The 22,597-nt window shown below is 66.7% G+C and carries 20 protein-coding genes; 11 read left to right on the forward strand and 9 right to left on the reverse strand.

From position 1 onward, the window contains the following. The first annotated feature begins 6 nt into the window (after positions 1-6). The 4 genes from rodA (at position 7) to ACODTB_RS03945 (ending at position 4,425) form a co-directional block, all read left to right on the forward strand. On the forward strand, positions 7-1,164 hold the full coding sequence (gene rodA, locus ACODTB_RS03930) for a rod shape-determining protein RodA (RefSeq protein WP_291119300.1): 1,158 nt from the start codon (positions 7-9) through the stop codon (positions 1,162-1,164). 46 nt (positions 1,165-1,210) lie between these two features. Beyond that, positions 1,211-2,671: a metalloprotease TldD gene (gene tldD, locus ACODTB_RS03935; RefSeq protein WP_291119303.1), complete on the forward strand. Its 1,461-nt coding sequence runs from the start codon at positions 1,211-1,213 to the stop codon at positions 2,669-2,671. Between the two features lie 217 nt (positions 2,672-2,888). Then, entirely contained in the window at positions 2,889-4,022 is a 1,134-nt protein-coding gene (locus tag ACODTB_RS03940; RefSeq protein WP_291119306.1) for a 3-deoxy-7-phosphoheptulonate synthase, read from the forward strand. Between the two features lie 82 nt (positions 4,023-4,104). Continuing rightward, positions 4,105-4,425: a hypothetical protein gene (locus tag ACODTB_RS03945; protein ID WP_291119309.1), complete on the forward strand. Its 321-nt coding sequence runs from the start codon at positions 4,105-4,107 to the stop codon at positions 4,423-4,425. Between the two features lie 3 nt (positions 4,426-4,428). Here ACODTB_RS03945 and mpl read toward each other — a convergent pair whose 3' ends face one another. Continuing rightward, positions 4,429-5,814 carry a UDP-N-acetylmuramate:L-alanyl-gamma-D-glutamyl-meso-diaminopimelate ligase gene (gene mpl, locus ACODTB_RS03950; protein ID WP_291119311.1) on the reverse strand — a complete coding sequence of 462 codons (1,386 nt, stop codon included), beginning with the start codon at positions 5,812-5,814 and terminating at the stop codon, positions 4,429-4,431. 88 nt (positions 5,815-5,902) lie between these two features. On the opposite strand from mpl, the gene ACODTB_RS03955 reads away from it, so the two are divergent. From ACODTB_RS03955 to ACODTB_RS03985, 7 genes are all read left to right on the forward strand, one after another. Next, the gene (locus ACODTB_RS03955; RefSeq protein WP_291119314.1) at positions 5,903-6,511 is read left to right on the forward strand and encodes a hypothetical protein; all 609 of its coding nucleotides are present in this window, start codon (positions 5,903-5,905) and stop codon (positions 6,509-6,511) included. After that, the gene (locus ACODTB_RS03960; protein ID WP_291119317.1) at positions 6,508-7,035 is read left to right on the forward strand and encodes a TlpA disulfide reductase family protein; all 528 of its coding nucleotides are present in this window, start codon (positions 6,508-6,510) and stop codon (positions 7,033-7,035) included. Before ACODTB_RS03955 ends, ACODTB_RS03960 begins: the two co-directional genes overlap by 4 nt. A 229-nt stretch (positions 7,036-7,264) precedes the next feature. Continuing rightward, the gene (gene accB, locus ACODTB_RS03965) at positions 7,265-7,729 is read left to right on the forward strand and encodes an acetyl-CoA carboxylase biotin carboxyl carrier protein (protein ID WP_291119320.1); all 465 of its coding nucleotides are present in this window, start codon (positions 7,265-7,267) and stop codon (positions 7,727-7,729) included. Positions 7,730-7,748: 19 nt separating this feature from the next. Beyond that, entirely contained in the window at positions 7,749-9,098 is a 1,350-nt protein-coding gene (gene accC / locus ACODTB_RS03970; protein ID WP_291119323.1) for an acetyl-CoA carboxylase biotin carboxylase subunit, read from the forward strand. Then, complete coding sequence (prmA, locus tag ACODTB_RS03975; protein WP_291119326.1) at positions 9,088-10,017, forward strand: 50S ribosomal protein L11 methyltransferase; 930 nt, start codon at positions 9,088-9,090, stop codon at positions 10,015-10,017. Before accC ends, prmA begins: the two co-directional genes overlap by 11 nt. 31 nt (positions 10,018-10,048) lie before the next feature. Then, positions 10,049-11,170: a DUF3426 domain-containing protein gene (locus ACODTB_RS03980; RefSeq protein WP_291119328.1), complete on the forward strand. Its 1,122-nt coding sequence runs from the start codon at positions 10,049-10,051 to the stop codon at positions 11,168-11,170. Positions 11,171-11,185: 15 nt separating this feature from the next. Further along, the gene (locus ACODTB_RS03985; protein ID WP_291119330.1) at positions 11,186-12,070 is read left to right on the forward strand and encodes a carbohydrate kinase family protein; all 885 of its coding nucleotides are present in this window, start codon (positions 11,186-11,188) and stop codon (positions 12,068-12,070) included. A gap of 70 nt (positions 12,071-12,140) precedes the next feature. On the opposite strand, the gene ACODTB_RS03990 is transcribed toward ACODTB_RS03985, so the two are convergent. From ACODTB_RS03990 to ACODTB_RS04025, 8 genes are all read right to left on the reverse strand, one after another. Next, the gene (locus ACODTB_RS03990) at positions 12,141-12,650 is read right to left on the reverse strand and encodes a histone H1-like DNA-binding protein (protein ID WP_382163865.1); all 510 of its coding nucleotides are present in this window, start codon (positions 12,648-12,650) and stop codon (positions 12,141-12,143) included. Between the two features lie 226 nt (positions 12,651-12,876). After that, positions 12,877-14,058, reverse strand: a complete 1,182-nt coding sequence (locus ACODTB_RS03995; protein ID WP_291119333.1) for a ribonucleotide-diphosphate reductase subunit beta — start codon at positions 14,056-14,058, stop codon at positions 12,877-12,879. A 141-nt stretch (positions 14,059-14,199) separates the two neighbouring features. Beyond that, on the reverse strand, positions 14,200-17,121 hold the full coding sequence (locus tag ACODTB_RS04000; RefSeq protein WP_488929113.1) for a ribonucleoside-diphosphate reductase subunit alpha: 2,922 nt from the start codon (positions 17,119-17,121) through the stop codon (positions 14,200-14,202). A gap of 448 nt (positions 17,122-17,569) precedes the next feature. Continuing rightward, the gene (ampD, locus tag ACODTB_RS04005; protein WP_291119339.1) at positions 17,570-18,196 is read right to left on the reverse strand and encodes a 1,6-anhydro-N-acetylmuramyl-L-alanine amidase AmpD; all 627 of its coding nucleotides are present in this window, start codon (positions 18,194-18,196) and stop codon (positions 17,570-17,572) included. Beyond that, on the reverse strand, positions 18,174-19,682 hold the full coding sequence (locus tag ACODTB_RS04010; RefSeq protein WP_291119342.1) for a sigma-54-dependent transcriptional regulator: 1,509 nt from the start codon (positions 19,680-19,682) through the stop codon (positions 18,174-18,176). The genes ampD and ACODTB_RS04010 overlap by 23 nt, the downstream gene beginning before the upstream one ends. Positions 19,683-19,693: 11 nt before the next feature. Then, the gene (locus tag ACODTB_RS04015; protein ID WP_291119346.1) at positions 19,694-21,496 is read right to left on the reverse strand and encodes a sensor histidine kinase; all 1,803 of its coding nucleotides are present in this window, start codon (positions 21,494-21,496) and stop codon (positions 19,694-19,696) included. Positions 21,497-21,520: 24 nt separating this feature from the next. Beyond that, positions 21,521-21,769, reverse strand: coding sequence for a PP0621 family protein (locus tag ACODTB_RS04020; protein WP_291119349.1), 249 nt, complete (start codon positions 21,767-21,769; stop codon positions 21,521-21,523). Between the two features lie 10 nt (positions 21,770-21,779). After that, positions 21,780-22,580: a cytochrome C assembly family protein gene (locus ACODTB_RS04025; protein ID WP_291119352.1), complete on the reverse strand. Its 801-nt coding sequence runs from the start codon at positions 22,578-22,580 to the stop codon at positions 21,780-21,782. Positions 22,581-22,597 lie beyond the last annotated feature (17 nt).

Genomic DNA, 22,597 nt, shown 5'->3' on the forward strand with positions numbered 1-22,597 from the left:
TCCAACATGGCCGCCGTCTTCGACAAACCCACCCTGCTGCAGCGCATCGCCCCTATTTTTCAGGGCTTTGACGGCTGGCTGCTGTTCGCCATCCTGCTGATGGCCGGCGCCGGCCTGATCACCATGTATTCGGTGGGCTTCGACCACGGCACCCGCTTCGCCGCCCACAGCCGCAACATGCTGCTGGCCGTGGGGCTGATGTTCTTCGTGTCGCAGGTACCGCCGCACCGGCTGATGACGCTGGCCGTGCCGCTGTACACCCTGGGTGTGATGCTGTTGCTGGGCGTGGAGCTGTTCGGCATCATGCGCAAGGGGTCGCAGCGCTGGCTGGACATCGGTGTCACCGTCATCCAGCCCAGCGAACTCATGAAAATCGCCATGCCGCTGATGCTGGCCTGGTGGTTCCACCGTCGGGAAGGCCAGCTCAAGCCGCTGGATTTCGTGGCGGCCGGCATCCTGCTCATCATTCCGGTGGCGCTCATCCTCAAGCAGCCCGACCTGGGCACCTCGCTGCTGGTGATGTCGTCCGGCCTGGCCGTCATCTTCTTCGCCGGTCTGAGCTGGAAGCTGATCCTGCCGCCGGTGCTGCTGGGCGTGATCGGCGTGGTGACGCTGATCGCCATGGAGCCGCAGATGTGCGCGCCGGGCGTGGACTGGCAGATCCTGCACGAGTACCAGCGCCAGCGCGTGTGCACGCTGCTCGATCCCTCGAAAGACCCCTTGGGCAAGGGTTTTCACATCATCCAGGGCATGATCGCCATCGGCTCGGGTGGCATCTGGGGCAAGGGCTTCATGCAGGGCACGCAGACCCACCTGGAGTTCATCCCCGAGCGCACCACCGACTTCATTTACGCCGCCTTTTCCGAGGAATTCGGCCTCATGGGCGTGCTGGGCCTCATGTCCGGCTTCATCTTCCTCATCGTTCGCGGTCTGCTGATCGCGGTGGAGGCGCCGACCCAGTTTTCCCGGCTGGTGGCGGCCGCGGTCACGCTCAACGTGTTCGTCTATGCCTTCGTCAACATGGGCATGGTCAGCGGCATCCTGCCCGTGGTGGGCGTGCCGCTGCCTTTCGTGAGCTATGGCGGCACGGCCATGGTGACGCTGGGTGTCGGCCTGGGCATCCTGATGTCGATCGCCAAGTCCAAGCGCCTGATGCAGTCCTAGAGACCCTGACAGCCGTGCGCGGCATCGGGGTTCTTACAATGGGCCGATGATTTCACGCGAACCCACCCTGGCCCGTCTGGCCACCGCCCAAAGCCTGTTGCTCGAACCGTTCGGGCTGAGCCCCACGCACCTGCAGCGTGCGCTCGGCGAGATCATGTCGCACGGCGTGGACGACGCCGACCTGTATTTCCAGACCACGCGCAGCGAAGGCTGGAGCCTGGAAGAGGGCATCGTCAAGACCGGCAGCTTCAGCATCGACCAGGGCGTCGGCGTGCGCGCGGTCAGCGGTGAAAAGACGGCGTTCGCCTATTCCGACGACCTGTCCTGGGATTCGCTGATCGACGCGGCCCACACGGTGCGCTCGATTTCGGCGCAGGGCCAGGGCCGCAAGGTGCGCGTGCCGGCGGTGAAAGTGCCCAAGTCGCGTTCGCTGTACCCGGGCCTGGACCCGATCGCCACGCTCGACAGCACCGCCAAGGTCGCGCTGCTGGAAAAGGTGGAGCGCATGGCCAAGGCCAAGGACCCGCGCGTGAAGCAGGTCATGGCCGGCCTGGCGAGCGAATACGACGTGGTGCTGGTGGCGCGCGCCGACGGCACCCTGGCGGCCGACGTGCGCCCGCTGATCCGCCTGTCGGTGACGGTGATCGCCGAGCAGTCGGGCCGGCGCGAAGCCGGTTCGTCCGGCGGCGGCGGCCGTTTCGGCCTGGCCTATTTCGACGACGCGATGGTGCAGTCCTACGTGGACGAGGCCGTGTCCTACGCGCTGACCAACCTCGACGCACGCCCTGCACCGGCCGGCGAGATGGTGGTGGTGCTGGGCTCGGGCTGGCCCGGCATCCTGCTGCACGAGGCGGTGGGCCACGGGCTGGAAGGCGACTTCAACCGCAAGGGTTCCAGCGCTTTCGCCGGCCGCATCGGCCAGCGCGTGGCCGCCAAGGGCGTGACCGTGCTCGACGACGGCACGATCGCCGACCGCCGGGGCTCGCTCAACGTCGACGACGAGGGCCACACCTCGCAGCGCAATGTGCTGATCGAAGACGGCATTCTGCGCGGCTACATCCAGGACGCGATGAACGCGCGCCTGATGGGCGTGAAGCCCACCGGCAATGGCCGTCGCGAGAGCTACGCCCACGTGCCCATGCCCCGCATGACCAACACCTACATGCTGGGAGGCGACAAGGCGCCCGAGGAAATCGTGGCCAGCATCAAGAAAGGCCTGTACGCCACCAACTTCGGCGGTGGCCAGGTCGACATCACCAGCGGCAAGTTCGTGTTCTCGGCCAGCCAGGCCTACTGGGTGGAGAACGGCCAGATCCAGTACCCGGTGAAGGGCGCCACGCTGGTGGGCAACGGCCCGGACGCGCTGACCCGCGTGAGCATGATCGGCAACGACATGAAGCTCGACAGCGGCGTGGGCACCTGCGGCAAGGAAGGCCAGAGCGTGCCGGTGGGCGTGGGCCAGCCGACGTTGCGCATCGATGGGCTGACGGTCGGCGGCACCGCTTGACTCGGCGTTTTCAATTGCCTGTGCTACATTTCGAACCCATGTCTTCGCGCTTCGCCTTTTTTGCCTTTTATTTTTGGTTCTCAGTCCCCGGCGGACGAGAGGCGAAGCTGTAAGCGCATCACCGAATCTCGACACAACCGCCGGAGCTCCAAGCCCGGCGGTTTTTTTTCGCCCCTTCGAACCGTTTTTTGATTCAACCCCACTCAGGAGCCCCGTGATGACTGCCAAGAACGCCCCCGCCAGCAGCGATGCCTGGCATGCCCGTCCTGTCGACAAAACCAGCCAGACCGACGACGAACGCATCAAGGACATCACCGTGCTGCCCCCTCCTGAACACCTGATCCGCTTCTTCCCCATCGGCGGCACGCCGGTGGAAGCGCTCATCAGCCAGACCCGCCAGCGCATTCACCGCATCCTGCATGGGCAGGACGACCGTCTGCTGGTCGTGATCGGCCCGTGCTCCATCCACGATCCGGTCGCTGCGGTCGACTACGCGCGCCGCCTCAAGCCGCTGCGCGAGAAGTACGCCGACACGCTGGAGATCGTGATGCGGGTCTACTTCGAGAAGCCGCGCACCACCGTGGGCTGGAAGGGCCTGATCAACGACCCCTACCTGGACGAGAGCTACCGCATCGACGAAGGCCTGCGCATCGCGCGCCAGCTGCTGATCGAGATCAACCGCCTGGGCCTGCCCGCAGGCAGCGAGTTCCTCGACGTGATCTCGCCGCAGTACATCGGCGACCTGATCGCCTGGGGCGCCATTGGCGCGCGCACCACCGAAAGCCAGGTGCACCGCGAGCTGGCCTCGGGCCTGTCGGCGCCGATCGGCTTCAAGAACGGCACCGACGGCAACATCAAGATCGCCACGGACGCGATCCAGGCCGCCTCGCGCGGCCACCACTTCCTCTCGGTGCACAAGAACGGCCAGGTGGCGATCGTGCAGACCAATGGCAACAAGGACTGCCACGTGATCCTCCGCGGTGGCAAGGCGCCCAACTACGACGCGGCCAGCGTGGCCGCTTCGGTGAAGGAACTCGAAGCCGCCAAGCTGCCGCCGCGCCTGATGGTCGACTGCAGCCACGCCAACAGCAGCAAGCAGCACGAGAAGCAGCTCGAGGTGGCGCGCGACATCGCAGGCCAGATCGTCAGCGGCTCGCGCAGCATCTTCGGCGTGATGATCGAGAGCCACATCGAAGCCGGCGCTCAGAAGTTCACCCCGGGCAGGGACGAGGTGGGTGCGCTCAAGTACGGCCAGAGCATCACCGACGCCTGCCTGGGCTGGGGCGATTCGCTGCAGGCGCTCGAGGTCCTGTCGGCGGCGGTGCAGACCGCCCGCCACGCGCGGGGCTGATGCCGCCACGGGCTTTCACGGGGTGGATCGCGCACGGCGCGCGGTCCACAATGGGGCGAACCATCGATCAGGAGAACCCGACATGCGCAGCCAAGTCACCGTGAGCTGGGGCGGCACCGCCTCTTACCCGTTCGATCTCGAAGAGGTGCAGCCGATGCCGCACGACCATGCGCGCGCCTGGCTCGACGAACAGTTCACCACCCTGGGCTGTGACCCGATCCGGCCGACCGGCAAGGTGCTGACGGCCGACAAGATCCTGTGCGTGGCTGAAGCCGCTGGGGAGGGGCATTTCCGGGATGCGGCGCACCGCCCCTGGGCGGTGGCCTTTGCCCGCGCCGCGAGCGCGGCGCTGGCCAAACCGGTGGTGTCCATCGACGTGCCGAAGCACGTGCTGACGTACTGAGGGTCAGGCGGCCAGGGCCTTGAGCAGGCGGTCATGCACACCGCCGAAGCCGCCGTTGCTCATGCAGACGATGTGGTCGCCGGGCTGGGCGGCCGCCGTCACCTGGGCCACCAGTTCGTCGATGTTGCGACCGACCTGCGCTCGCGCACCCATGGGTGCCAGGGCTTCGGCCGCGTCCCAGTCCAGCCCGCCCGAGTGGCAGAACGCCAGGTCTGCCGCCTCAAGGCTCCAAGGCAGTTGGGACTTCATCGTGCCCAGCTTCATGGTGTTGCTGCGCGGTTCGAATACCGCCAGGATGCGACCACGTGGCTGGCCCAGCTTGCGTTGCAGGCCATCGAGCGTGGTGCGGATGGCGGTGGGGTGGTGCGCGAAGTCGTCGTAGACCGTGATCGCGCCGCCCGCGTGAGGCACCGTGCCCCGCACTTCCATGCGCCGGCGCACGTTCTCAAAGCTGCTCAAGGCGCGCGCGGCGTCCGCCGGGGCCACACCCACATGCTCGGCCGCAGCGATGGCCGCCAGGCCGTTGAGTTGGTTGTGCACGCCGGTGAGTGCCCACTCCACTCGGCCGACTGGCTGGCCACGGTGCAACACGTCGAAGGCGTGGGGTTCGCCTTGGGCGGTGAAGTCACTCACCGCCGCACCGAAGCTGCGCAATTCGCTCCAGAGGCCCTTGTGCAGCACGCGCTCCAGGCTTTCTTCCAGGCCGTTGACGACCACACGGCCGTTGCCCGGCACGGTGCGGATGAGGTGGTGGAACTGGCGCTCGATCGCCGCGAGGTCGTCAAAAATGTCGGCGTGGTCGAACTCGAGGTTGTTCAGGATCGCGGTGCGGGGTCGGTAGTGCACGAACTTGCTGCGCTTGTCGAAGAACGCGGTGTCGTACTCGTCGGCTTCGATGGTGAAGGTCTTGCCCTGGCCCAGGCGGGCCGACACACCGAAGTTCATCGGCACGCCACCAATCAGAAAGCCGGGCTGCAGGCCGTTGGCCTCCAGGATCCAGGTCAGCATGCCCGTGGTGGTCGTCTTGCCGTGCGTGCCCGCGACGGCCAGCACATGGCGGCCCTGCAGCACGTGTTCGGCCAGCCACTGGGGCCCGCTGGTGTAGGCCGCGCCGCTGTCCATGATGGCTTCCATCAGCGGGAACTTGGGTGTGCCATCCGCCGTGCGGGCCCGGCTGACCACGTTGCCGACCACGAACACGTCGGGTTGCAGGGCCAGCTGGTCGGCGCCGAAGCCTTCGATGAGGTCGATGCCCAGCGCCCTCAACTGGTCGCTCATGGGGGGATAGACGCCGGCATCGCAGCCGGTCACGCGGTGGCCGGCTTCGCGGGCCAGGGCAGCGAGACCGCCCATGAAGGTGCCGCAGATGCCCAGAATATGAATGTGCATCCCGGGATTCTAGGCGGCGCACCCACCGCGTTTGCGGGTATGGGCCGCGCGCACCCAGGGTGCCGCCGCCAGCGGGCACAATCTGCCCATGGATGCCAGCCGAGACGACACCGCCCAAGAAATCGCCGCCGTGGCCGCCCGACTGGTGGTCGAGGAGGGCCTTGAATATGTCGCGGCCAAGCGCCGCGCGGTCAAGCAGCTGGGCTTGCCGGCGCGCACGCCCCTGCCCGACAACGCGATGCTGGATGCCGCGGTGCGCGGGGACATCGCCGTGTTCTGCCCGGAAACCCAGGCTGTCGAGTTGCGCGCGCTGCGCGAACTCGCCTTGCTCTGGATGGACCGCCTGCAGGCCTTTCGCCCCCACCTGGGCGGCGCCGTCTGGCACGGCACGGCCACCCGGCACAGCGATATCTATCTTCAGCTGTTCTGCGAAGACCCCAAGGCGCCCGAATGGACGCTGCTCGACCACCGCGTGGAGTACCACCCGGGCACGGTCAACGGCTGGCGCGGCGAGCCGGTGGAGGCTTTGACGCTGCGCGTGCGCAGTGAGTCCTTGGGCCAGTGGGTGCTGGTGCATCTGATGGTGCACGACCTGGACGACCAGCGCGGCGCCCTCAAGCCCGACGCCCAGGGGCGCAAGCCGCGCGGTGACGCGGCGGCCTTGCGCCGCCTGCTGGCCGGGGAGGTGGCGGCATGAGCCTGCAACGAAGAACCCTCTGGATGGCTGGCGTGGCGGTGGTCGCTGGCGGTGCCGGGGCCTTGCTGGCCACGCGGCGCCTTCAACTCCAGCCGGTGATGGGCGAGGCCGAGGCCGCGTTCTGGGCCGGGTCGTTCGACGGACCGAGCGGTGAAGCCGTGCGCATGAGCGACTTCCGTGGCAAGCCCTTGCTGGTGAATTTCTGGGCGACGTGGTGCCCGCCGTGCGTGGAGGAACTGCCCATGCTGAACCAGTTTCACACCGCGCAGGCCGCCAAGGGCTGGCAGGTGCTGGGCCTGGCGGTCGATCAGCCCAGCGCGGTGCGCAGCTTCATGCAGAAGCTGCCGCTGAATTTCCCAGTGGGCATGGCAGGCTTCGCGGGCACGGAACTCAGCCGCAGCCTGGGCAACGCCACCGGGGCATTGCCCTTCAGCGTGGTGTTCGGGGCCGACGGGGCGCTGCTGCACCGGAAGCTCGGCAAGGTGTCGGAGACCGATCTGGCGCAGTGGGCCGAGTTGGGTTGACCTTTCGTCAACCCACTCGAACTCGACGAGAAAAAGAGGTAAATTCGTCGTTTTCACAAAAATGACTCTGTGAGTCACCCCTTGCCCCGGGTCGAAAACCCTCCAACGGGCGAGGTCGGGAAGCCGGTCCATTCGTGTACACTGCGGCACCCCGGCGGGTTGGTCAGCTTTCATTTCGTTGAAATTGAGTGCTTTTAGATCAACTTGACCGAACTTCGTTGGAGAAATCATGGATTTGAGAAAACTGAAGACACTGATCGACCTTGTGTCCGAGTCGAACGTGTCCGAGCTGGAAATCACCGAGGCCGAAGGCAAGGTGCGCATCGTCAAGAGTGCGCCGGTCGTGGCCGCCGCGCCCGTGACCTACAGCATGGCCCCCGCACCCGTGTCTCCCCCCCTGGTGCCGGCCGTGGACGTGACGCCCGCCGCTCCGGTGGCCGCCGCCCCTGCCGTGCCGACCGGGCACACCGTCAAGTCGCCCATGGTGGGCACCTTCTACCGTGCGTCGAGCCCGGGTGCGAAGCCCTTCGTCGAGATCGGTGACACCATCAAGGAAGGCGAGACGATCTGCATCGTGGAAGCGATGAAGATCCTCAACGAGATCGAGGCCGACAAGTCCGGCACCGTGACCCAGATCCTGGTGGAGAACGGCCAGGCGGTGGAGTACGGACAGCCCATGTACGTGATCGAATAAAGAAGAAGGCCCCGAGCCCATGTTCAAGAAAATCCTGATTGCCAACCGGGGGGAGATCGCGCTGCGCATTCAGCGCGCCTGCCGGGAAATGGGCATCAAGGCGGTGATGGTTTATTCCGAGGCCGACCGCGACGCCAAGTACGTGCGTCTGGCTGACGAGGCGGTCTGCATCGGCCCGGCGCCGAGCGCCCAGAGTTACCTCAACATGCCGGCCATCATCTCGGCGGCTGAAGTGACCGACGCCGAAGCCATCCACCCCGGCTACGGTTTCCTGTCGGAAAACGCCGATTTCGCCGAGCGCGTCGAGAAGAGCGGCTTCACCTTCATCGGCCCCACGCCGGAGTCCATCCGCACGATGGGCGACAAGGTGTCGGCCAAGCAGGCCATGATCCGCGCGGGCGTGCCCTGCGTGCCGGGTTCCGAAGGCGCGCTGCCCGACGACCCCGTCGTGATCAAGCGCACCGCCAAGGCGGTGGGCTACCCGGTGATCATCAAGGCCGCCGGTGGCGGCGGTGGGCGCGGCATGCGCGTGGTGCACACCGAAGCGGCCCTGCTGCACGCGGTGCAGACCACCAAGGCGGAAGCCGGTGCGGCCTTTGGCAATCCCGAGGTCTACATGGAGAAATTTCTCCAGAACCCGCGCCACATCGAGATCCAGATCCTGGCCGACCAGCACCGCAACGCGGTGTACCTGGGCGAGCGCGACTGTTCCATGCAGCGCCGCCACCAGAAGGTGATCGAGGAAGCGCCTGCGCCCGGGATCCCGCGCCGCCTGATCGAAAAGATCGGGGAGCGATGCGCCGCGGCCTGCAAGAAGATTGGTTACCGGGGCGCCGGCACCTTCGAGTTCCTGTTCGAGAACGGTGAGTTCTACTTCATCGAAATGAACACCCGGGTGCAGGTCGAGCACCCGGTGACCGAGTGGATTTCGGGCGTGGACATCGTGCGCACCCAGATCGCGGTGGCCGCTGGCGAGAAGCTGCCGTTCACGCAACGCCAGATCGAGTTGCGGGGCCACGCCATCGAGTGCCGCATCAACGCCGAGGACGCCTACAAGTTCACCCCGTCGCCCGGTCGCATCACGACCTGGCACGCGCCGGGTGGCCCGGGTGTGCGCGTGGACTCTCACGTGTACACCAACTACTTCGTGCCGCCGAACTACGACTCGATGATCGGCAAGATCATCGTGCACGGCGACACGCGGGAGCAGGCCCTGGCGCGCATGCGCACGGCGCTGGCCGAGACCGTGATCGAAGGCATCAACACCAACATCCCGCTGCACCGCGAGCTGATGGTGGACGCGAACTTCGTGACCGGCGGCACCAACATCCACTACCTGGAAGAGTGGCTGTCTCAACGTGAGCGCTGAAGCCTTCCAACTGACCCAGCCACCGGCTGGGTCTCTTTTTGAGCTGGTGCTGCTGGTGCCCGAGTCAGCGGTGGACGACGTGGGCGATGCCCTGGTCGCGCTGGATGCGCTCAGCGTGTCGGTGGAAGACGCCGACGCGATGACCGACGCCGAATCGGCGCTGTTCGGCGAGCCTGGCATGCCGCCGCCCAAGGAGGGTTGGCAGCGCTCGCGCGTGGTGGCGCTGTTCCCCACCGACGCCGCGGCCCGCGACGCCGCGCAGCTGCTGGCGTTGCAGGACTTCTTTGCTGGTTGTGCGGTGCAGGGCGTGCGCCCGGTGCCCGATCAGGATTGGGTGCGGCTGACGCAGTCGCAATTCGAGCCGGTCGAGATCACGCCCAGCTTCTGGATCGTACCGACCTGGCACGAGCCACCCGCCGCCGCGCAACAGGTCATCCGGCTCGACCCCGGTCTGGCCTTTGGCACCGGCACCCACCCGACGACCCGCATGTGCCTGCGCTGGACCGCGCAACACGGACCTGTGGGGCCGCGTGTGCTGGACTACGGTTGTGGCTCGGGCATCCTGGCCATTGGTGCGGCCAAGTTCGGCGCGCGCGAGATCATCGCGGTGGACATTGACCCCGCGGCGGTGGAGTCCACCCGGCTCAATGCCGAGGCCAACCACGCGGTGCTGTCGGCCGGCTTGCCCGATCTGGCGCGGGGCGAACACGATCTGGTGCTGGCCAACATCCTGGCCACGCCCTTGAAAGTGCTCGCACCGTTGCTGTGTTCGCACGTGCGCCCGGGCGGCCGGTTGGTGCTCGCGGGCATTCTGGCGCGCCAGGCCGACGAGTTGATCGAAGCCTATGCGCCGTGGGTGGCGTTGCGGGTCAGCGACGAAGAGGATGGCTGGATCCTCATGACCGCCGTCAAGGCCTGAGGCTGCCTGTCGCGCCCGCGATAATCGGCGCATGAGTTTCACCACCCGTTGCCCCTCGTGCGGAACGATGTTCAAGGTCGTTGCCGACCAGCTGAAGATCTCCGAGGGCTGGGTGCGCTGTGGCCATTGCGCCGATGTGTTCGACGCCACGCTGTACCTGCAGCCGTGGATCCCTCCGGGCGAAGAAGGCACGCCCGACGATTTCGTGGCGGCGGCGCCTGCACCCGAACCCGCGCCGGCATCCGCGCAAGCGGCGTTCGATGCCGAACTGGAAGCGGAGCTGGAGGCCGAGTCTCTGCGGTCCGTGGAAACGGTCGAGGAATCTGCCGATGCGATGTGGGGCACCGAGGCCGCCGCGGACGAACGTGCCGTCGAGACCTTGCCGCCACCGATCATCGATGCCCCGCCCGCTCAGGCCCGGCCCGATGAGCAGGAGTCCGACTTCCACGCCGAACTGGAGCGCTTCGCTGCCGGCCTGGGCCGGTTGAAAGCCGATGGCGCTGCCGCCGATCCCACGGAACAGGTGGCGTCGGACGAAGAGGCGGTCGTGCTCCACGGCGATGCCATGCCCGATGCCCCCGGACCGCAGGACGTGGGTGACCTCGATGCTGATGGGCCGGACGCGCCCGAGCTGGTGCCCGGCTTCGTGAGGCAGGCGCAGCGGCAGGCCTTCTGGCAATCCCGCGGCATGCGCGCCGTGCTCTCTCTGCTGGCCACGGTTTTGGTGGTCGTGCTCGCCGGGCAATGGGCCCTGCAGGAGCGCGATCGATTGGCCGCCTGGCGTCCCGGCCTGCAGCCCTGGCTGCAGCGGGCGTGCGAACCCCTGGGTTGCGTGGTGGCGCCGGTGCGCCGCATCGACGCGATCGTCATCGACAGCACCTCGCTGGTGCGCCGGCTCGGCAACTTCTATTCCTTTGACCTCGTGCTCAAGAACACGGCCTCCATGGCGCTGGCTGTGCCCGCGCTGGAGCTGAGCCTGACCGACATCAGCGACCAGGTGATTTCGCGCCGCGTGTTCCTGCCCGAGGAATGGCCCGATGCCCCGGCACTGTTGCCGGCGAGCGGCTCGGTGAACGTGAGTTTTCGACTGTCACTCGCCCTGGGCGACGCCACGCCCATGGCGGGTTACCGCGCCCTGATTTTTTACCCTTGATCTGGAAGATTCTTCATGTCCATTCTGGTTTGCGGCTCGCTCGCCTTCGACACCATCATGACTTTCGAGGGCCGCTTTGCCGAGCAGATCCTTCCGAGCCAGCTGCACATTCTCAATGTGTCTTTCCTGGTGCCGGGTCTGCGCCGCGAGTACGGGGGCTGTGCCGGCAACATCGCGTACGGCCTGCGCCAGCTCGGTGCCGACGCCGTGCCGCTGGCCATGCTCGGCAACGACGGCGGCGAGTACCTCGATCGCCTGCGTGAACTGGGCGTGGACACGCGCCACGTGTCGTCCTCCGCCGAGAGCTACACCGCGCAGGCCATGATCATGACCGACCGCGACAACAACCAGATCACCGCCTTCCACCCCGGCGCGATGTCGACGGCGCACGACAACCCGGTGCCCCGGCGCGACGACCTCAAGGTGGCCATCATCTCCCCCGATGGCCGCGATGCGATGCTCACGCACGCGCGCCAGCTGCACGAGGCCGGTGTGCCCTTCGTGTTCGATCCCGGCCAGGGCCTGCCCATGTTCAATGGCGAAGAGCTGCGGCAGTTCATCGGGCTGGCCAGCTGGGTCACGCTCAACGATTACGAAGCCCAGATGCTGTGCGACCGCACCGGCCTCACGCTCGACGCCATCGCTGCGCAGGTGCGCGGCCTCATCGTGACGCTGGGAGCGGAAGGCTGTGACGTCTGGGATGGTGGCTCGGCCAAGGTGCGGGTAGCGGGCCTCCCGGCGACCACGGTGGTGGACCCCACGGGGTGTGGCGACGCGTTTCGCGCGGCCCTGTTGCATGGCCTGGAGCAGGGCTGGCCGCTGCAGCGCTGTGCCGAGTTGGGCAACCGCATGGGCGCGGTGAAAATCGCGAGCCGGGGCGGTCAGAACTACACGCTCTGAGCCGGGGCAACGGACATGAAAAAAGCCCGGCGCTTTCGCGCCGGGCTTGCAGGTCATCTCAACGAGAATCTCAGGGCTTGCTGGACGTGGGGAACGGCCACGCAGCCTGAGGGTTGAGCTTCGTCTGCGCCGCAGGAGCAGCAGGGGCCGCCGGCTTCTTGGCCGGCTCAGCTTTTTTTGCTGGGGCTGCCTTCTTCGCAGGGGCCTTCTTTGCAGGGGCCTTTTTCACAGCGGCTTTTTTGGCCGGCGCTTTCTTGGCTGCAACCTTTTTGGGAGCAGCTTTCTTGGCGACAACCTTCTTCGCCGGCGCTTTCTTGGCAGCGGCTTTCTTCGCCGGAGCCTTCTTGGCGACGACCTTCTTGGCCGCGGCCTTCTTCGCCGGTGCTGCCTTCTTCGCAGCAACCTTCTTCGCCGGTGCTGCCTTCTTGGCCGCAACCTTCTTCACGGCGGGCTTCTTGGCCGCGACCTTCTTGGCCGGAGCCTTCTTCGCCGGTGCTGCCTTCTTCGCAGCGGGTTTCTTGGCCGGAGCCTTCTTAGCCGGTGCGGCCTTCTTGGCCGGGGCTTTTTTTGCAGTTGCCATTGTTTTCTCCTTGATCAAGTTGCAAAGAGCACTTCAGCCAGCCTTGTTGCCGGTGAAGTGATTCAACGCCCTGGAGCCGTGTGGATGCATCCACGGCTGGCCCCAAGGTTTTGAATCCTGTGACAAAACCCTGCGCCCGGCGTCTGCGCGACGGTGACAGGGTTTTGATTGAGCGGAAATCATGTTGTTGGTCGGTATGGGCAATGCGGCTCCGGCTGCGTGGGCATCAATCCCAGGACAATGCCCCGCCGGTCTGGTATTCGATCACGCGCGTTTCGAAGAAATTGCGTTCCTTCTTGAGGTCGATCATCTCGCTCATCCAGGGGAACGGGTTCTCTTCGTTCGGGAACAGGGGTTCCAGGCCGATCTGCGTGGCCCGGCGGTTGGCAATGTAGCGCAGATAGCCCTTGAACATCGAGGCGTTCATGCCGAGCACGCCGCGCGGCATGGTGTCCTCGGCGTAGCGGTACTCGAGTTCGACGGCCTTGAGGAACAGCTCCTTGATCTCTTCCTTGAACTCGCTGGTCCACAGCATCGGGTTCTCCATCTTGATCGCGTTGATCAGATCGATGCCGAAGTTGCAGTGCATGGACTCGTCGCGCAGGATGTACTGGTACTGCTCGGCGGCACCGGTCATCTTGTTCTGGCGACCCAGGGCCAGGATCTGGGTGAAGCCGACGTAGAAGAACAGGCCTTCCATCAGGCAGGCGAACACGATCAGGCTCTTGAGCAGGCGCTGGTCGGTCTCGGGCGTGCCGGTGTGGAAGTTCGGGTCCATGATCGCCTCGATGAAGGGGATCAGGAACTGGTCCTTGTCACGGATCGACTGGACTTCGTTGTAGGCGTTGAAGATCTCGGACTCGTCCAGGCCGAGCGACTCCACGATGTACTGGTAGGCGTGCGTGTGGATCGCTTCCTCGAACGCCTGGCGCAGCAGGAACTGGCGGCACTCGGGCGCGGTGATGTGGCGGTAGGTGCCCAGCACGATGTTGTTGGCGGCCAGCGAATCGGCGGTGACGAAGAAGCCGAGGTTGCGCTTGACGATGCGGCGCTCGTCTTCGGTCAGGCCGTTGGGGTCTTTCCAGAGCGCGATGTCGCGGCTCATGTTCACTTCCTGCGGCATCCAGTGGTTGGCGCAGGTGGCGAGGTACTTTTCCCAGGCCCACTTGTATTTGAACGGCACCAGCTGGTTGACGTCGGTCTGGCCGTTGATGATGCGCTTGTCGGCCGCGTTGACGCGGCGCGCGGGAGCGGCCGGTGCGGCGGCGGTGTTGATCGAAGCGGAGGGGAGAGGCGCGCGCTCACCGGACGGTGAGGACAGTGAGGCTTGCAGACCCGACGTGCCGGTGGGCAGTGGGCTGTTCGCTGGCTTCGAAGAGGGCGTGGTGTGATCGTCCCAGGTCAACATAGAGGTTTCCAATGTTCGGATTATGAAAGTGTGTGCATGAAATGCAAAGTGATCAGGCGAGATGCGCGCATTTTGTGTTGCGGTGTTGCATCGAATTGCATTCGATGGACACCGCAACACGTGCGCGCATGACGGCCGAAATCACTGGCACGCTTCGCAACCCGGGTCGTCGATGGCGCAGAACTTGATGTCGGTGGCCGACTCCACGTCGGTGATGTCCGCGGGTGCCGCAGCCGGAGCGGATGCCGCGGCGGCGCTGGTGTTGCCGACGGAAACGGCGTTGAGCTGACCGGTGCGGCCGGTGGATTTTTCGATCTGCGTGGCCGAGGTCGTGCGCAGGTAGTAGGTGGTCTTGAGACCGCGCAGCCAGGCGAGCTTGTAGGTGTCGTCGAGCTTCTTGCCCGAGGCGCCGGCCATGTAGATGTTCAGGCTCTGCGCCTGGTCGATCCACTTCTGGCGGCGGGCGGCGGCTTCCACCAGCCACAGCGGTTCGACTTCGAAGGCCGTGGCGTACAGCGCCTTCACGTCCTGTGGCACACGATCGATCGGGCGCAGCGAGCCATCGAAGTGCTTGAGGTCCATGACCATCACGTCGTCCCACAGGCCCAGGCGCTTGAGGTCTTTCACCAGGTAGCTGTTGATGACGGTGAACTCGCCGGACAGGTTGGACTTGACGGAGAGGTTGCCGAAGCAGGGCTCGATGGAGGCGTCCACGCCGATGATGTTGGAGATGGTCGCGGTCGGCGCGATGGCCACGCAGTTGGAGTTGCGCATGCCGTCGGCCGCGATCTTCTGGCGCAGGGCGTCCCAGTCCAGGCTGCTGGAGCGGTCCACGTCCACGTAGCCGCCGCGCTCGCGCGCCAGCAGGTCCAGGGTGTCGGGCGGCAGGATGCCCTTGTCCCACAGCGAGCCGCGGTAGCTGGCGTAGCGGCCGCGCTCGCGGGCGAGTTCGGTCGAGGCCCAGTAGGCGTAGTAGCAGACGGCTTCCATCGAGCGGTCGGCGAAGTCCACTGCTTCGTTGGAGGCGTAGGGAATGCGCAGTTCGTACAGCGCATCCTGGAAGCCCATGACGCCCAGGCCCACCGGGCGGTGGCGCATGTTGGAGTCGCGCGCCTTCTTCACTGCGTAGTAGTTGATGTCGATCACGTTGTCGAGCATGCGCATGGCGGTCTTGATGGTCGCCTGCAGCTTGGCATGGTCCAGTACCTTGGCGCCGTCGTCACCGCGCTTGACATGGTTGAGCAGGTTGACCGAACCGAGGTTGCACACGGCGGTTTCGGTGTCGCTGGTGTTGAGCGTGATCTCGGTGCACAGGTTGGAGCTGTGGACCACGCCGGCGTGCTGCTGCGGGCTGCGCACGTTGCAGGCGTCCTTGAAGGTGATCCACGGGTGGCCGGTCTCGAACAGCATCGAGAGCATCTTGCGCCACAGGTCGCTGGCGGGCACCTTGCGGTACGGCTTGATCTCGCCACGCGCGGCTTTCTCTTCGTAGGCCAGGTAGGCCTTTTCGAAGTCGGCGCCGAACAGGTCGTGCAGGTCGGGCACGCTGTTGGGCGAGAACAGGCTCCATTCGCCCTTTTCCATCACGCGCTTCATGAACAGGTCGGGAATCCAGTTCGCCGTGTTCATGTCGTGCGTGCGGCGGCGGTCGTCACCGGTGTTCTTGCGCAGCTCCAGGAATTCCTCGATGTCCAGGTGCCAGGTTTCCAGGTAGGTGCAGACCGCGCCCTTGCGCTTGCCACCCTGGTTGACGGCCACGGCGGTGTCGTTCACCACCTTGAGGAAGGGCACGACGCCTTGCGATTCGCCATTGGTGCCCTTGATGTGGGAGCCCAGGGCGCGCACGCGCGTCCAGTCGTTGCCCAGGCCGCCGGCAAACTTGGAGAGCAGCGCGTTTTCCTTGATCGACTCGTAGATGCCGTCGAGGTCGTCGGGCACGGTGGTCAGGTAGCAGCTGGAGAGCTGCGAGCGCAGCGTGCCGCTGTTGAACAGCGTGGGCGTGGACGACATGAAGTCGAACGAGGACAGCACCTCGTAGAACTCGATGGCACGGGCTTCGCGGTCGATCTCGTTGAGCGACAGGCCCATGGCCACGCGCATGAAGAAGGACTGCGGCAGCTCGATGCGCGTCTTGCGCACGTGCAGGAAGTAGCGGTCGTACAGCGTCTGCAGGCCGAGGTAGTCGAACTGCAGGTCGCGCTCGGGCTTGAGCGCGGCGCCCAGGCGGGCCAGGTCGAACTGCAGCAGTTTTTCGTCGAGCAGGTCGTTGTCCACGCCCTTCTTGATGAAGAGCGGGAAGTTCTCGGCGTAGCGCGCGCCCATCTCGGCGGCGGGCACTTCCTCGCCCATCACTTCCTTGACGATGGTGTGCAGCAGCAGGCGGGCGGTGGCGTAGGTGTAGTCGGGATCTTTTTCGATCAGCGTGCGCGCGGCCAGGATGGAGGCCTTGTAGACCTCTTCCATCGGCACGCCGTCGTACAGGTTGCGCTTGGTCTCGGCGACGATGGGGTCGGCCTTGACGTCCTTGCCCAGGCCGCTGCAGGCGGCGGCGATCAGGCCTTGCAGGCGCTGCAGGTCCAGCGGCACGCGCTCGCCGCCGTCGAGCACGTGCAGCACCGGCTCGGCCGGGTGCGCCACTTCGGCCAGGTGTGCGCGTTCCTGCGTGCGGCGTTCGCGGTAGAGCACGTAGGCGCGGGCGACTTCGTGGTGGCCACTGCGCATCAGGCCGAGTTCGACCTGGTCTTGCACGTCTTCAATGTGGAAGGTGCCACCGCCCGGGCGCGAGCGCATCAGGGCGCGGGCCACGTTCTGCGTCAGTTCGTCCACCGTCTCGCGCACGCTGGCCGATGCGGCGCCCTGGGTGCCGTGCACCGCCAGGAAGGCCTTCATCATGGCAACGGCGATCTTGCTGGGCTCGAACGGCACGACGGCGCCGTTGCGGCGGATGATCTGGTAGTTGGCGAAAACCGAGCTGCTCGCGGCCAGCGAAGCCGCAGCCGGGGTGCCGGCGGTGGGCTTCAGCGAGGCGGGGGACGAGGTGGTGATGGGAGAAGCGGTCAGCATGGGTTCCTCTTTCATTTGTTGTTGGGTGAACTGCATCGGGGGCGCGGTGTCCGATGGCAGGTTGGTGGCTTGGGTGCCGGTATCAACGCAGGCCGCAGGGGGTGGACGCGGTCGCCTGAAGGGCATTGTTCAGGCGATGGCCATACTGGGCGGGGTAGGGTTCGGGACTCACAAGGCAACACTATATCTGGTGTGCATGTCCCATTCAAGCCACTACGGGTAGTGTTTACGAGAAAAAGCGGTCGTTAGACGCGGCGCGTTTTTCGTCAGACAAAAAATGTTGGTTCACATCCCTGCGCCCTGTGCGAATGATCGCTGGCGATTGGGCGGCTCGCTTGAATCCCGGTGGGCAACACCAATGCCGGCGGGGGCTTTGGCGCGATTTGTCTTGGCTGGCCGCGCCGTTGCACGGCTGGTAAGAATGGGGCTTTTTTGGCGTGGCCCTGGCTCAGTCGCCAGCGGCGCTGTGACCGTGTGTGTCTTGTGGGAAACACGCCTCGGGCCAGTGAAGGTCGGCGCGCAGGCGCGACCAGTCGAAACCCGGTCCGGGGTCCTGCTTGCGTCCGGGCGCGATGTGCTGATGACCCGCCACATGGCGCACTGGATAACGTTGCACCAGTCGGGTGCACAGCCGCGCCAGGGCGGTGTACTGCGCGGCCTCGAAACGTTCGCCCTCCAGTCCCTCGAGTTCAATGCCGATGGAATCGTCGTTGCAGTTGTCGCGGCCGCGCCAGCGCGATGCGCCCGCGTGCCACGCGCGCGCATCGGCATCGACAAACTGCACCACTTCGCCGTCGCGGCGCACGAAGAAATGCGACGACACCTCCATGCCCCGGATCTGCTCGAAGTACGGATGGGCGTTCCAGTCCAGCTGGTTGTTGAAGAGCTGTTCCACCTCCGGGCCGCCGTACACGCCCGGGGGCAGGCTGATGGAGTGGATGACGATCAGGTCGATCTGCGCACCGTCGGGACGGGGGCCGAAGTTGGGCGAAGGGCTGTGGCGCGCCGTTCGCAGCCAGCCGCCCTGCCAAGGATCATCGCGCTCGGCGGAATCAGGCCGTGGTGGTGTCGTCATCGTCCGACGGCATGGCGATGCCCAGCCGCTGGATGCGGTAGCGCATCTGGCGCAGGTTCAGGCCCAGGCGGGCCGCGGCCGCGGTGCGGTTGAAGTCGCATTCGCGCAGCGCCTTGAGCAGAACCTGGCGCTCCTGCTCGTCCAGGTAGGTCTGCAGGTCGGCGGGAATCTCTTCGGGCGGGCGGGTCATGGGTGCGCCGAGGCCGTCGGCGGGCGCGAGCTGGTCGGGCTGGGTGGGCACTTCCGTCTCGTCGGCCTCGCCGAAGTCGTCCGGTTCAAGCACCTCGCCGCTGCTCAGGGCCAGGGCGCGTTGCAACAGGTTCTCGAGCTCGCGCACATTGCCCGGCAGTTCGCGCGACTGCAACCAGGCCAGGGCGCGGGCCGACACCCTGGGCACGCTTTGCCCGGATTCGGCGCACAGCCGCGCCAGCAGAGCGTCCACCAGCAGAGGCAGGTCTTCGCGCCGTTCCCTCAGCGCGGGCGAGCGCAGGCCGATGACGTTGAGGCGGTAGAACAGGTCCTGGCGGAACTGGCCCGACTGCACGAGCGCGTTGAGGTCGCGGTGGGTGGCGCTCACCAGCCGCACGTCGACGGCCTCCTCCTGCACGCCGCCGAGCGCGCGCACGCGGCGCTCCTGGATCACGCGCAGCAGCTTGGCCTGCATGGCCAGGGGCAGGTCGCCGATTTCATCAAGGAACAAGGTGCCGCCGCGGGCCGCCTGGAAGTAGCCTTCGCGGTCGGTGGTGGCGCCGGTGTAGGCGCCCTTGCGCGCGCCGAAGAATTCGGCCTCGATCAGGTTTTCCGGGATCGCGCCGCAGTTGACCGCCACGAACGGCCCGCCGCTGCGGTGGCTGCAGTCGTGCACCGCGCGCGCCACCAGTTCCTTGCCCGTGCCGGACTCGCCCAGGATGAGCACCGGCGCCATGCTGGAGGCCACCTTTTCGATGCGCGACTTGATCTGCGCGATGCTGGGCGAGGCGCCCACGATGCGGCGAAGCGATTGCGCGCCGCTGGAGGGGGAGGCTGGTTTTCTGGGGGCGTCGCCCGCACCGCTGGCGTTGGGCGCTGTCGCCGCCGCGCCGTTGGCCATGGCGGCCGGGGATCCGCGCTGGCTTTGCAGCGCCGCCGTCACCGCGCTGCGCAGCTGCTTGAGGTCCACCGGTTTGGTGAGGTAGTCGAAGGCGCCAGCCTTGAGCGACTCCACCGCGTTTTCGGCCGATCCGTACGCGGTGATGACGATGCATTTTTCAGGCCGCTGGGCGTCCGTGAGTTCGCGCAGCAGGTCCAGGCCCAGGCCGTCGGGCAGGCGCATGTCGGAGATCAGCACGTCGAAGCGCTGCTGGGCGAGCCATTCGCGCGCCTGGGTGATGTCCGGCGCGGCCACCACCGCGTGGCCTTCGCGCAGCAGGGTGAGCTCGTACAGCGTGCGCAGGTCAGGTTCGTCGTCGACGACCAGCACGGAGGCGGAGGAGGGGGAGGTGGCCATTGGCGTCGTGTTCAGCGGGTCGCCAGGGGGGCGTCACCCGAGAGCGGGTGGCCTTGGTGCTCGGCGCGCGTGGCCACGGAATCGCCCATCGGGTACGACAGGCTTTGCTGTGTCGGCTCGCGACTGGGCGCCGGGCTGGCGGCGGGGATCAGCGCATAGAACTCGTTGCCCTCGCGCTGGTCCAGGCGCGTGCGGCGGTAGGCGATCTGGGCGCCGTAGCGCTCGCAGAGTTCGCGGCAGATGTACAGGCCCAGGCCGCTGGAGCGGCTCTCGGAGGAGAAGAAGGGCTCGAACAGGTGGCGCATCACGCTGGCTTCGAGTGCCTGGCCGTCGCTCCACACCGAGAGGCGAACATGCTCGCTGCCACTGGGCTGGGTGATCAGGCGGATCGAGGAGGGTTTGCCGCTGGCGTGGCGCAGGGCGTTGTCCAGCAGGTTGATGAGCAGGCGGCGCAGGTGCTCCGGGTCGAAGCCCACATAGGCCGCAGGCGCGTGGGCATGCACGCCCAGGATGCGCTCGGCCTTGCTCTGGCGCACCCACTCGTGCGCGATCTGCCGCACGGTCTGGTCCAGCGGGAGGGAGGGCGCCGCGGTGGTGTCCTGGCTGGGCTGCGCGCGCGCCACGTTGAGGATGTCGTCGACGATGCGCGAGAGCCGTTGGGCGTTCTGCTCAATCATGCGGGTCAGCCGCTTCTGGGCCGGTGCCTGCACCTCTTCATCGAGCAGCGCATTGGCTTGCGTGATGGCCGAGAGCGGGTTGCGGATCTCGTGCGCCACCGCGGCAGACATGCGGCCCATCGAAGCCAGTTTCTCGGTGCGCACGCGCGCCTCGACCTCGCGCAGGTCTTCGAGGAACAGCACGCACAGGCCCGCGCTGCGCCCGCTCTGCGCGGTCAGCCGGGTGCGCGCATGCAGGCGCTGGCTCGGCCGGTCCTCGTTGTCGATGGTGGTTTCGGTTTCCAGGGCCTCACCGCGCGCAAAGGTTTCGTTGACCAGGTGGGCCAGGTGCTGCCAGCTGGAGCGGGCGGACAGCAGGAGCTTGGCCGCCTGAGGCGAGACCTGGCCGAGCAGCATGGCCTGGGCCGCCGGGTTGGCGCTGCGCACCACGCCGTGCGGGTCCACCACCAGCACGCCCACCGTCAGGCTTTCGATCACCAGTTCGTTCACCTGGGCCTGCGCGCGCGCGGCGGCCTGGCTGCTGGCGGTCAAGGCCTCTTCGCGGGCCAGCCGGATCGCCAGTTGGTTGGCCAGCACGCCCACCAGGAAAAAGCCGGTGCCGGTCAGCGCCGCCTGCAGGAAGCGGGCGGTGGACAGGTCGCTGAACAAGGGCGCATGCAGCGCCGCTTCACCCAGCAGGTAAAGCGTGACGCTGGCGGCGGTGGCCAGGGCCAGCGTGAGCGAGCCCAGGATGGAGGCCAGCAGCACCGGCAGGGCGAACAGCGCCGTGTAGTTGATGCTGCCAACCTGGAACGACTGCAGCAGCGCGAACACCAGCACGTCCACGCCGATGGTCAGCAGCCACTGGACGTGCATCGGGGCGGCCTGCTCTGCTGGACGCCACAGGTAGAGCGTGACCAGCGCGGCGCAGAGGTGGGCCGAGCACACCACCACCAGCCAGTTGGGGCCGCCGGTCTGCGAGACCAGCATGAACACCTGAAGGGCGAGCAGCACCGTGGCGATGAACACCCGGGCCCGCATGAAGGCGCGCCACAGCCGGACGAAGGCGCGCATGCGCTGTTCGCGGCTCTGCACATGGCTGCCCTCGAAAGCGGAGTACCAGGACGGGGCGAACTGTGAGCTGACGTCCCGGGCCATGTCAGGCCTCCATCCGGAGGGCGGTCATGCCGAACCGCCTTCGCGCAGCCGGCGGTGCTCGGTGCTGCAGTACGTGCCCTGCTGGCCCCGCACCGCCTCGGTCTCGGGCAGGTGCGTGCCGCACTGCTGGCAGGCCACCATGATGGTGGGAACGTTGGCGCGCGGCTTGGGCGGGGGCGCCTGGCGGGCGGCCTCGGCGCGGTCGCTCAGGCGGTTGTTGCGCCAGATGTAGAACGCCACCATCACCACGGCCAGGACGAGCAGGTATTTCATGGTCAATGTCTCAGCCGCGGTGCAGCATCACTTCGAGCACGAAGCGCGAGCCCGCGTAGCCCAGCAGCAGGAAACCAGCGGCCACGTAGAGCGTGCGCACGGCGACACGGCCGCGCCAGCCCAGGCGCCAGCGGCCCCAGAGCAGCACCCCCATGGTGATCCAGGACAGCAGCGAAAAGGTGGTCTTGTGGTCCCAGATCCAGCGGTGGTTCAGGGTCTCGGAAAAATACCAGCCGGCCAGCAGCGTGGCGCTCAGCAAGGCAAAGCCGGCGGCGACGAAGCGGAAGGTGAGGCGCTCCAGCGTGAGCAGCGGCATGGAGGCTTCGCTGGCGTTGCCCAGCCGCATGGCCTTTTCGGCGCGCTGCATCAGCCAGGCGTGCACCACCGCCGCCGCGATCAGGCCATACGAGGCGATGCCCAGCGCCCAGTGCAACGGCAGGAGCGCCGAATGCAGGTCCGGGTAGCGCGTGCCCGGGAACACCAGCGCGAGCAGCACGACCACCATGCCCAGAATGGCCAGCGTCCAGCGCGCGCGCATCTGCGGGTAGAGCCGGCTTTCGATCAGGTAGACGGTGAGCACCAGCCAGCCGGTGACGGAGAGGGCGGGCGCGAACCCGAAGCGCGCGGGTTGTTCGAACAGACCGAGCACCAGCACCACCAGGTGCAGCAGCCAGGCCAGGCCGAGCAGGCCGCGGCTTTGCGGCGCCGACATTCGCGGGTGGGCGATGGCGAGCATTGCGTAGGTCAGCGCCGCGCCGCCGGAGAACACGGCAGCGGGCAGGTTGGACGCGAGTGCGGGCAGCAGGCTCATCACCGGGGCAGCGCGCC

This window comes from Hydrogenophaga sp. FG152, assembly GCF_057809615.1.

Coding starts and splice junctions, on each gene's coding strand:
- ACODTB_RS03995 (WP_291119333.1), bottom strand. CDS start 14,058: ATGTTGACCTGGGACGATCACACCACGCCCTCTTCGAAGCCAGCGAAC.
- ACODTB_RS04020 (WP_291119349.1), bottom strand. CDS start 21,769: ATGAAATACCTGCTCGTCCTGGCCGTGGTGATGGTGGCGTTCTACATC.
- ACODTB_RS03940 (WP_291119306.1), top strand. CDS start 2,889: ATGACTGCCAAGAACGCCCCCGCCAGCAGCGATGCCTGGCATGCCCGT.
- ACODTB_RS04000 (WP_488929113.1), bottom strand. CDS start 17,121: ATGCTGACCGCTTCTCCCATCACCACCTCGTCCCCCGCCTCGCTGAAG.
- ACODTB_RS04015 (WP_291119346.1), bottom strand. CDS start 21,496: ATGGCCCGGGACGTCAGCTCACAGTTCGCCCCGTCCTGGTACTCCGCT.
- ACODTB_RS04010 (WP_291119342.1), bottom strand. CDS start 19,682: ATGGCCACCTCCCCCTCCTCCGCCTCCGTGCTGGTCGTCGACGACGAA.
- rodA (WP_291119300.1), top strand. CDS start 7: ATGGCCGCCGTCTTCGACAAACCCACCCTGCTGCAGCGCATCGCCCCT.
- mpl (WP_291119311.1), bottom strand. CDS start 5,814: ATGCACATTCATATTCTGGGCATCTGCGGCACCTTCATGGGCGGTCTC.
- ACODTB_RS04025 (WP_291119352.1), bottom strand. CDS start 22,580: ATGAGCCTGCTGCCCGCACTCGCGTCCAACCTGCCCGCTGCCGTGTTC.
- accC (WP_291119323.1), top strand. CDS start 7,749: ATGTTCAAGAAAATCCTGATTGCCAACCGGGGGGAGATCGCGCTGCGC.
- ACODTB_RS03990 (WP_382163865.1), bottom strand. CDS start 12,650: ATGGCAACTGCAAAAAAAGCCCCGGCCAAGAAGGCCGCACCGGCTAAG.
- accB (WP_291119320.1), top strand. CDS start 7,265: ATGGATTTGAGAAAACTGAAGACACTGATCGACCTTGTGTCCGAGTCG.
- tldD (WP_291119303.1), top strand. CDS start 1,211: ATGATTTCACGCGAACCCACCCTGGCCCGTCTGGCCACCGCCCAAAGC.
- ampD (WP_291119339.1), bottom strand. CDS start 18,196: ATGACGACACCACCACGGCCTGATTCCGCCGAGCGCGATGATCCTTGG.
- ACODTB_RS03980 (WP_291119328.1), top strand. CDS start 10,049: ATGAGTTTCACCACCCGTTGCCCCTCGTGCGGAACGATGTTCAAGGTC.
- ACODTB_RS03955 (WP_291119314.1), top strand. CDS start 5,903: ATGGATGCCAGCCGAGACGACACCGCCCAAGAAATCGCCGCCGTGGCC.
- ACODTB_RS03960 (WP_291119317.1), top strand. CDS start 6,508: ATGAGCCTGCAACGAAGAACCCTCTGGATGGCTGGCGTGGCGGTGGTC.
- ACODTB_RS03945 (WP_291119309.1), top strand. CDS start 4,105: ATGCGCAGCCAAGTCACCGTGAGCTGGGGCGGCACCGCCTCTTACCCG.
- ACODTB_RS03985 (WP_291119330.1), top strand. CDS start 11,186: ATGTCCATTCTGGTTTGCGGCTCGCTCGCCTTCGACACCATCATGACT.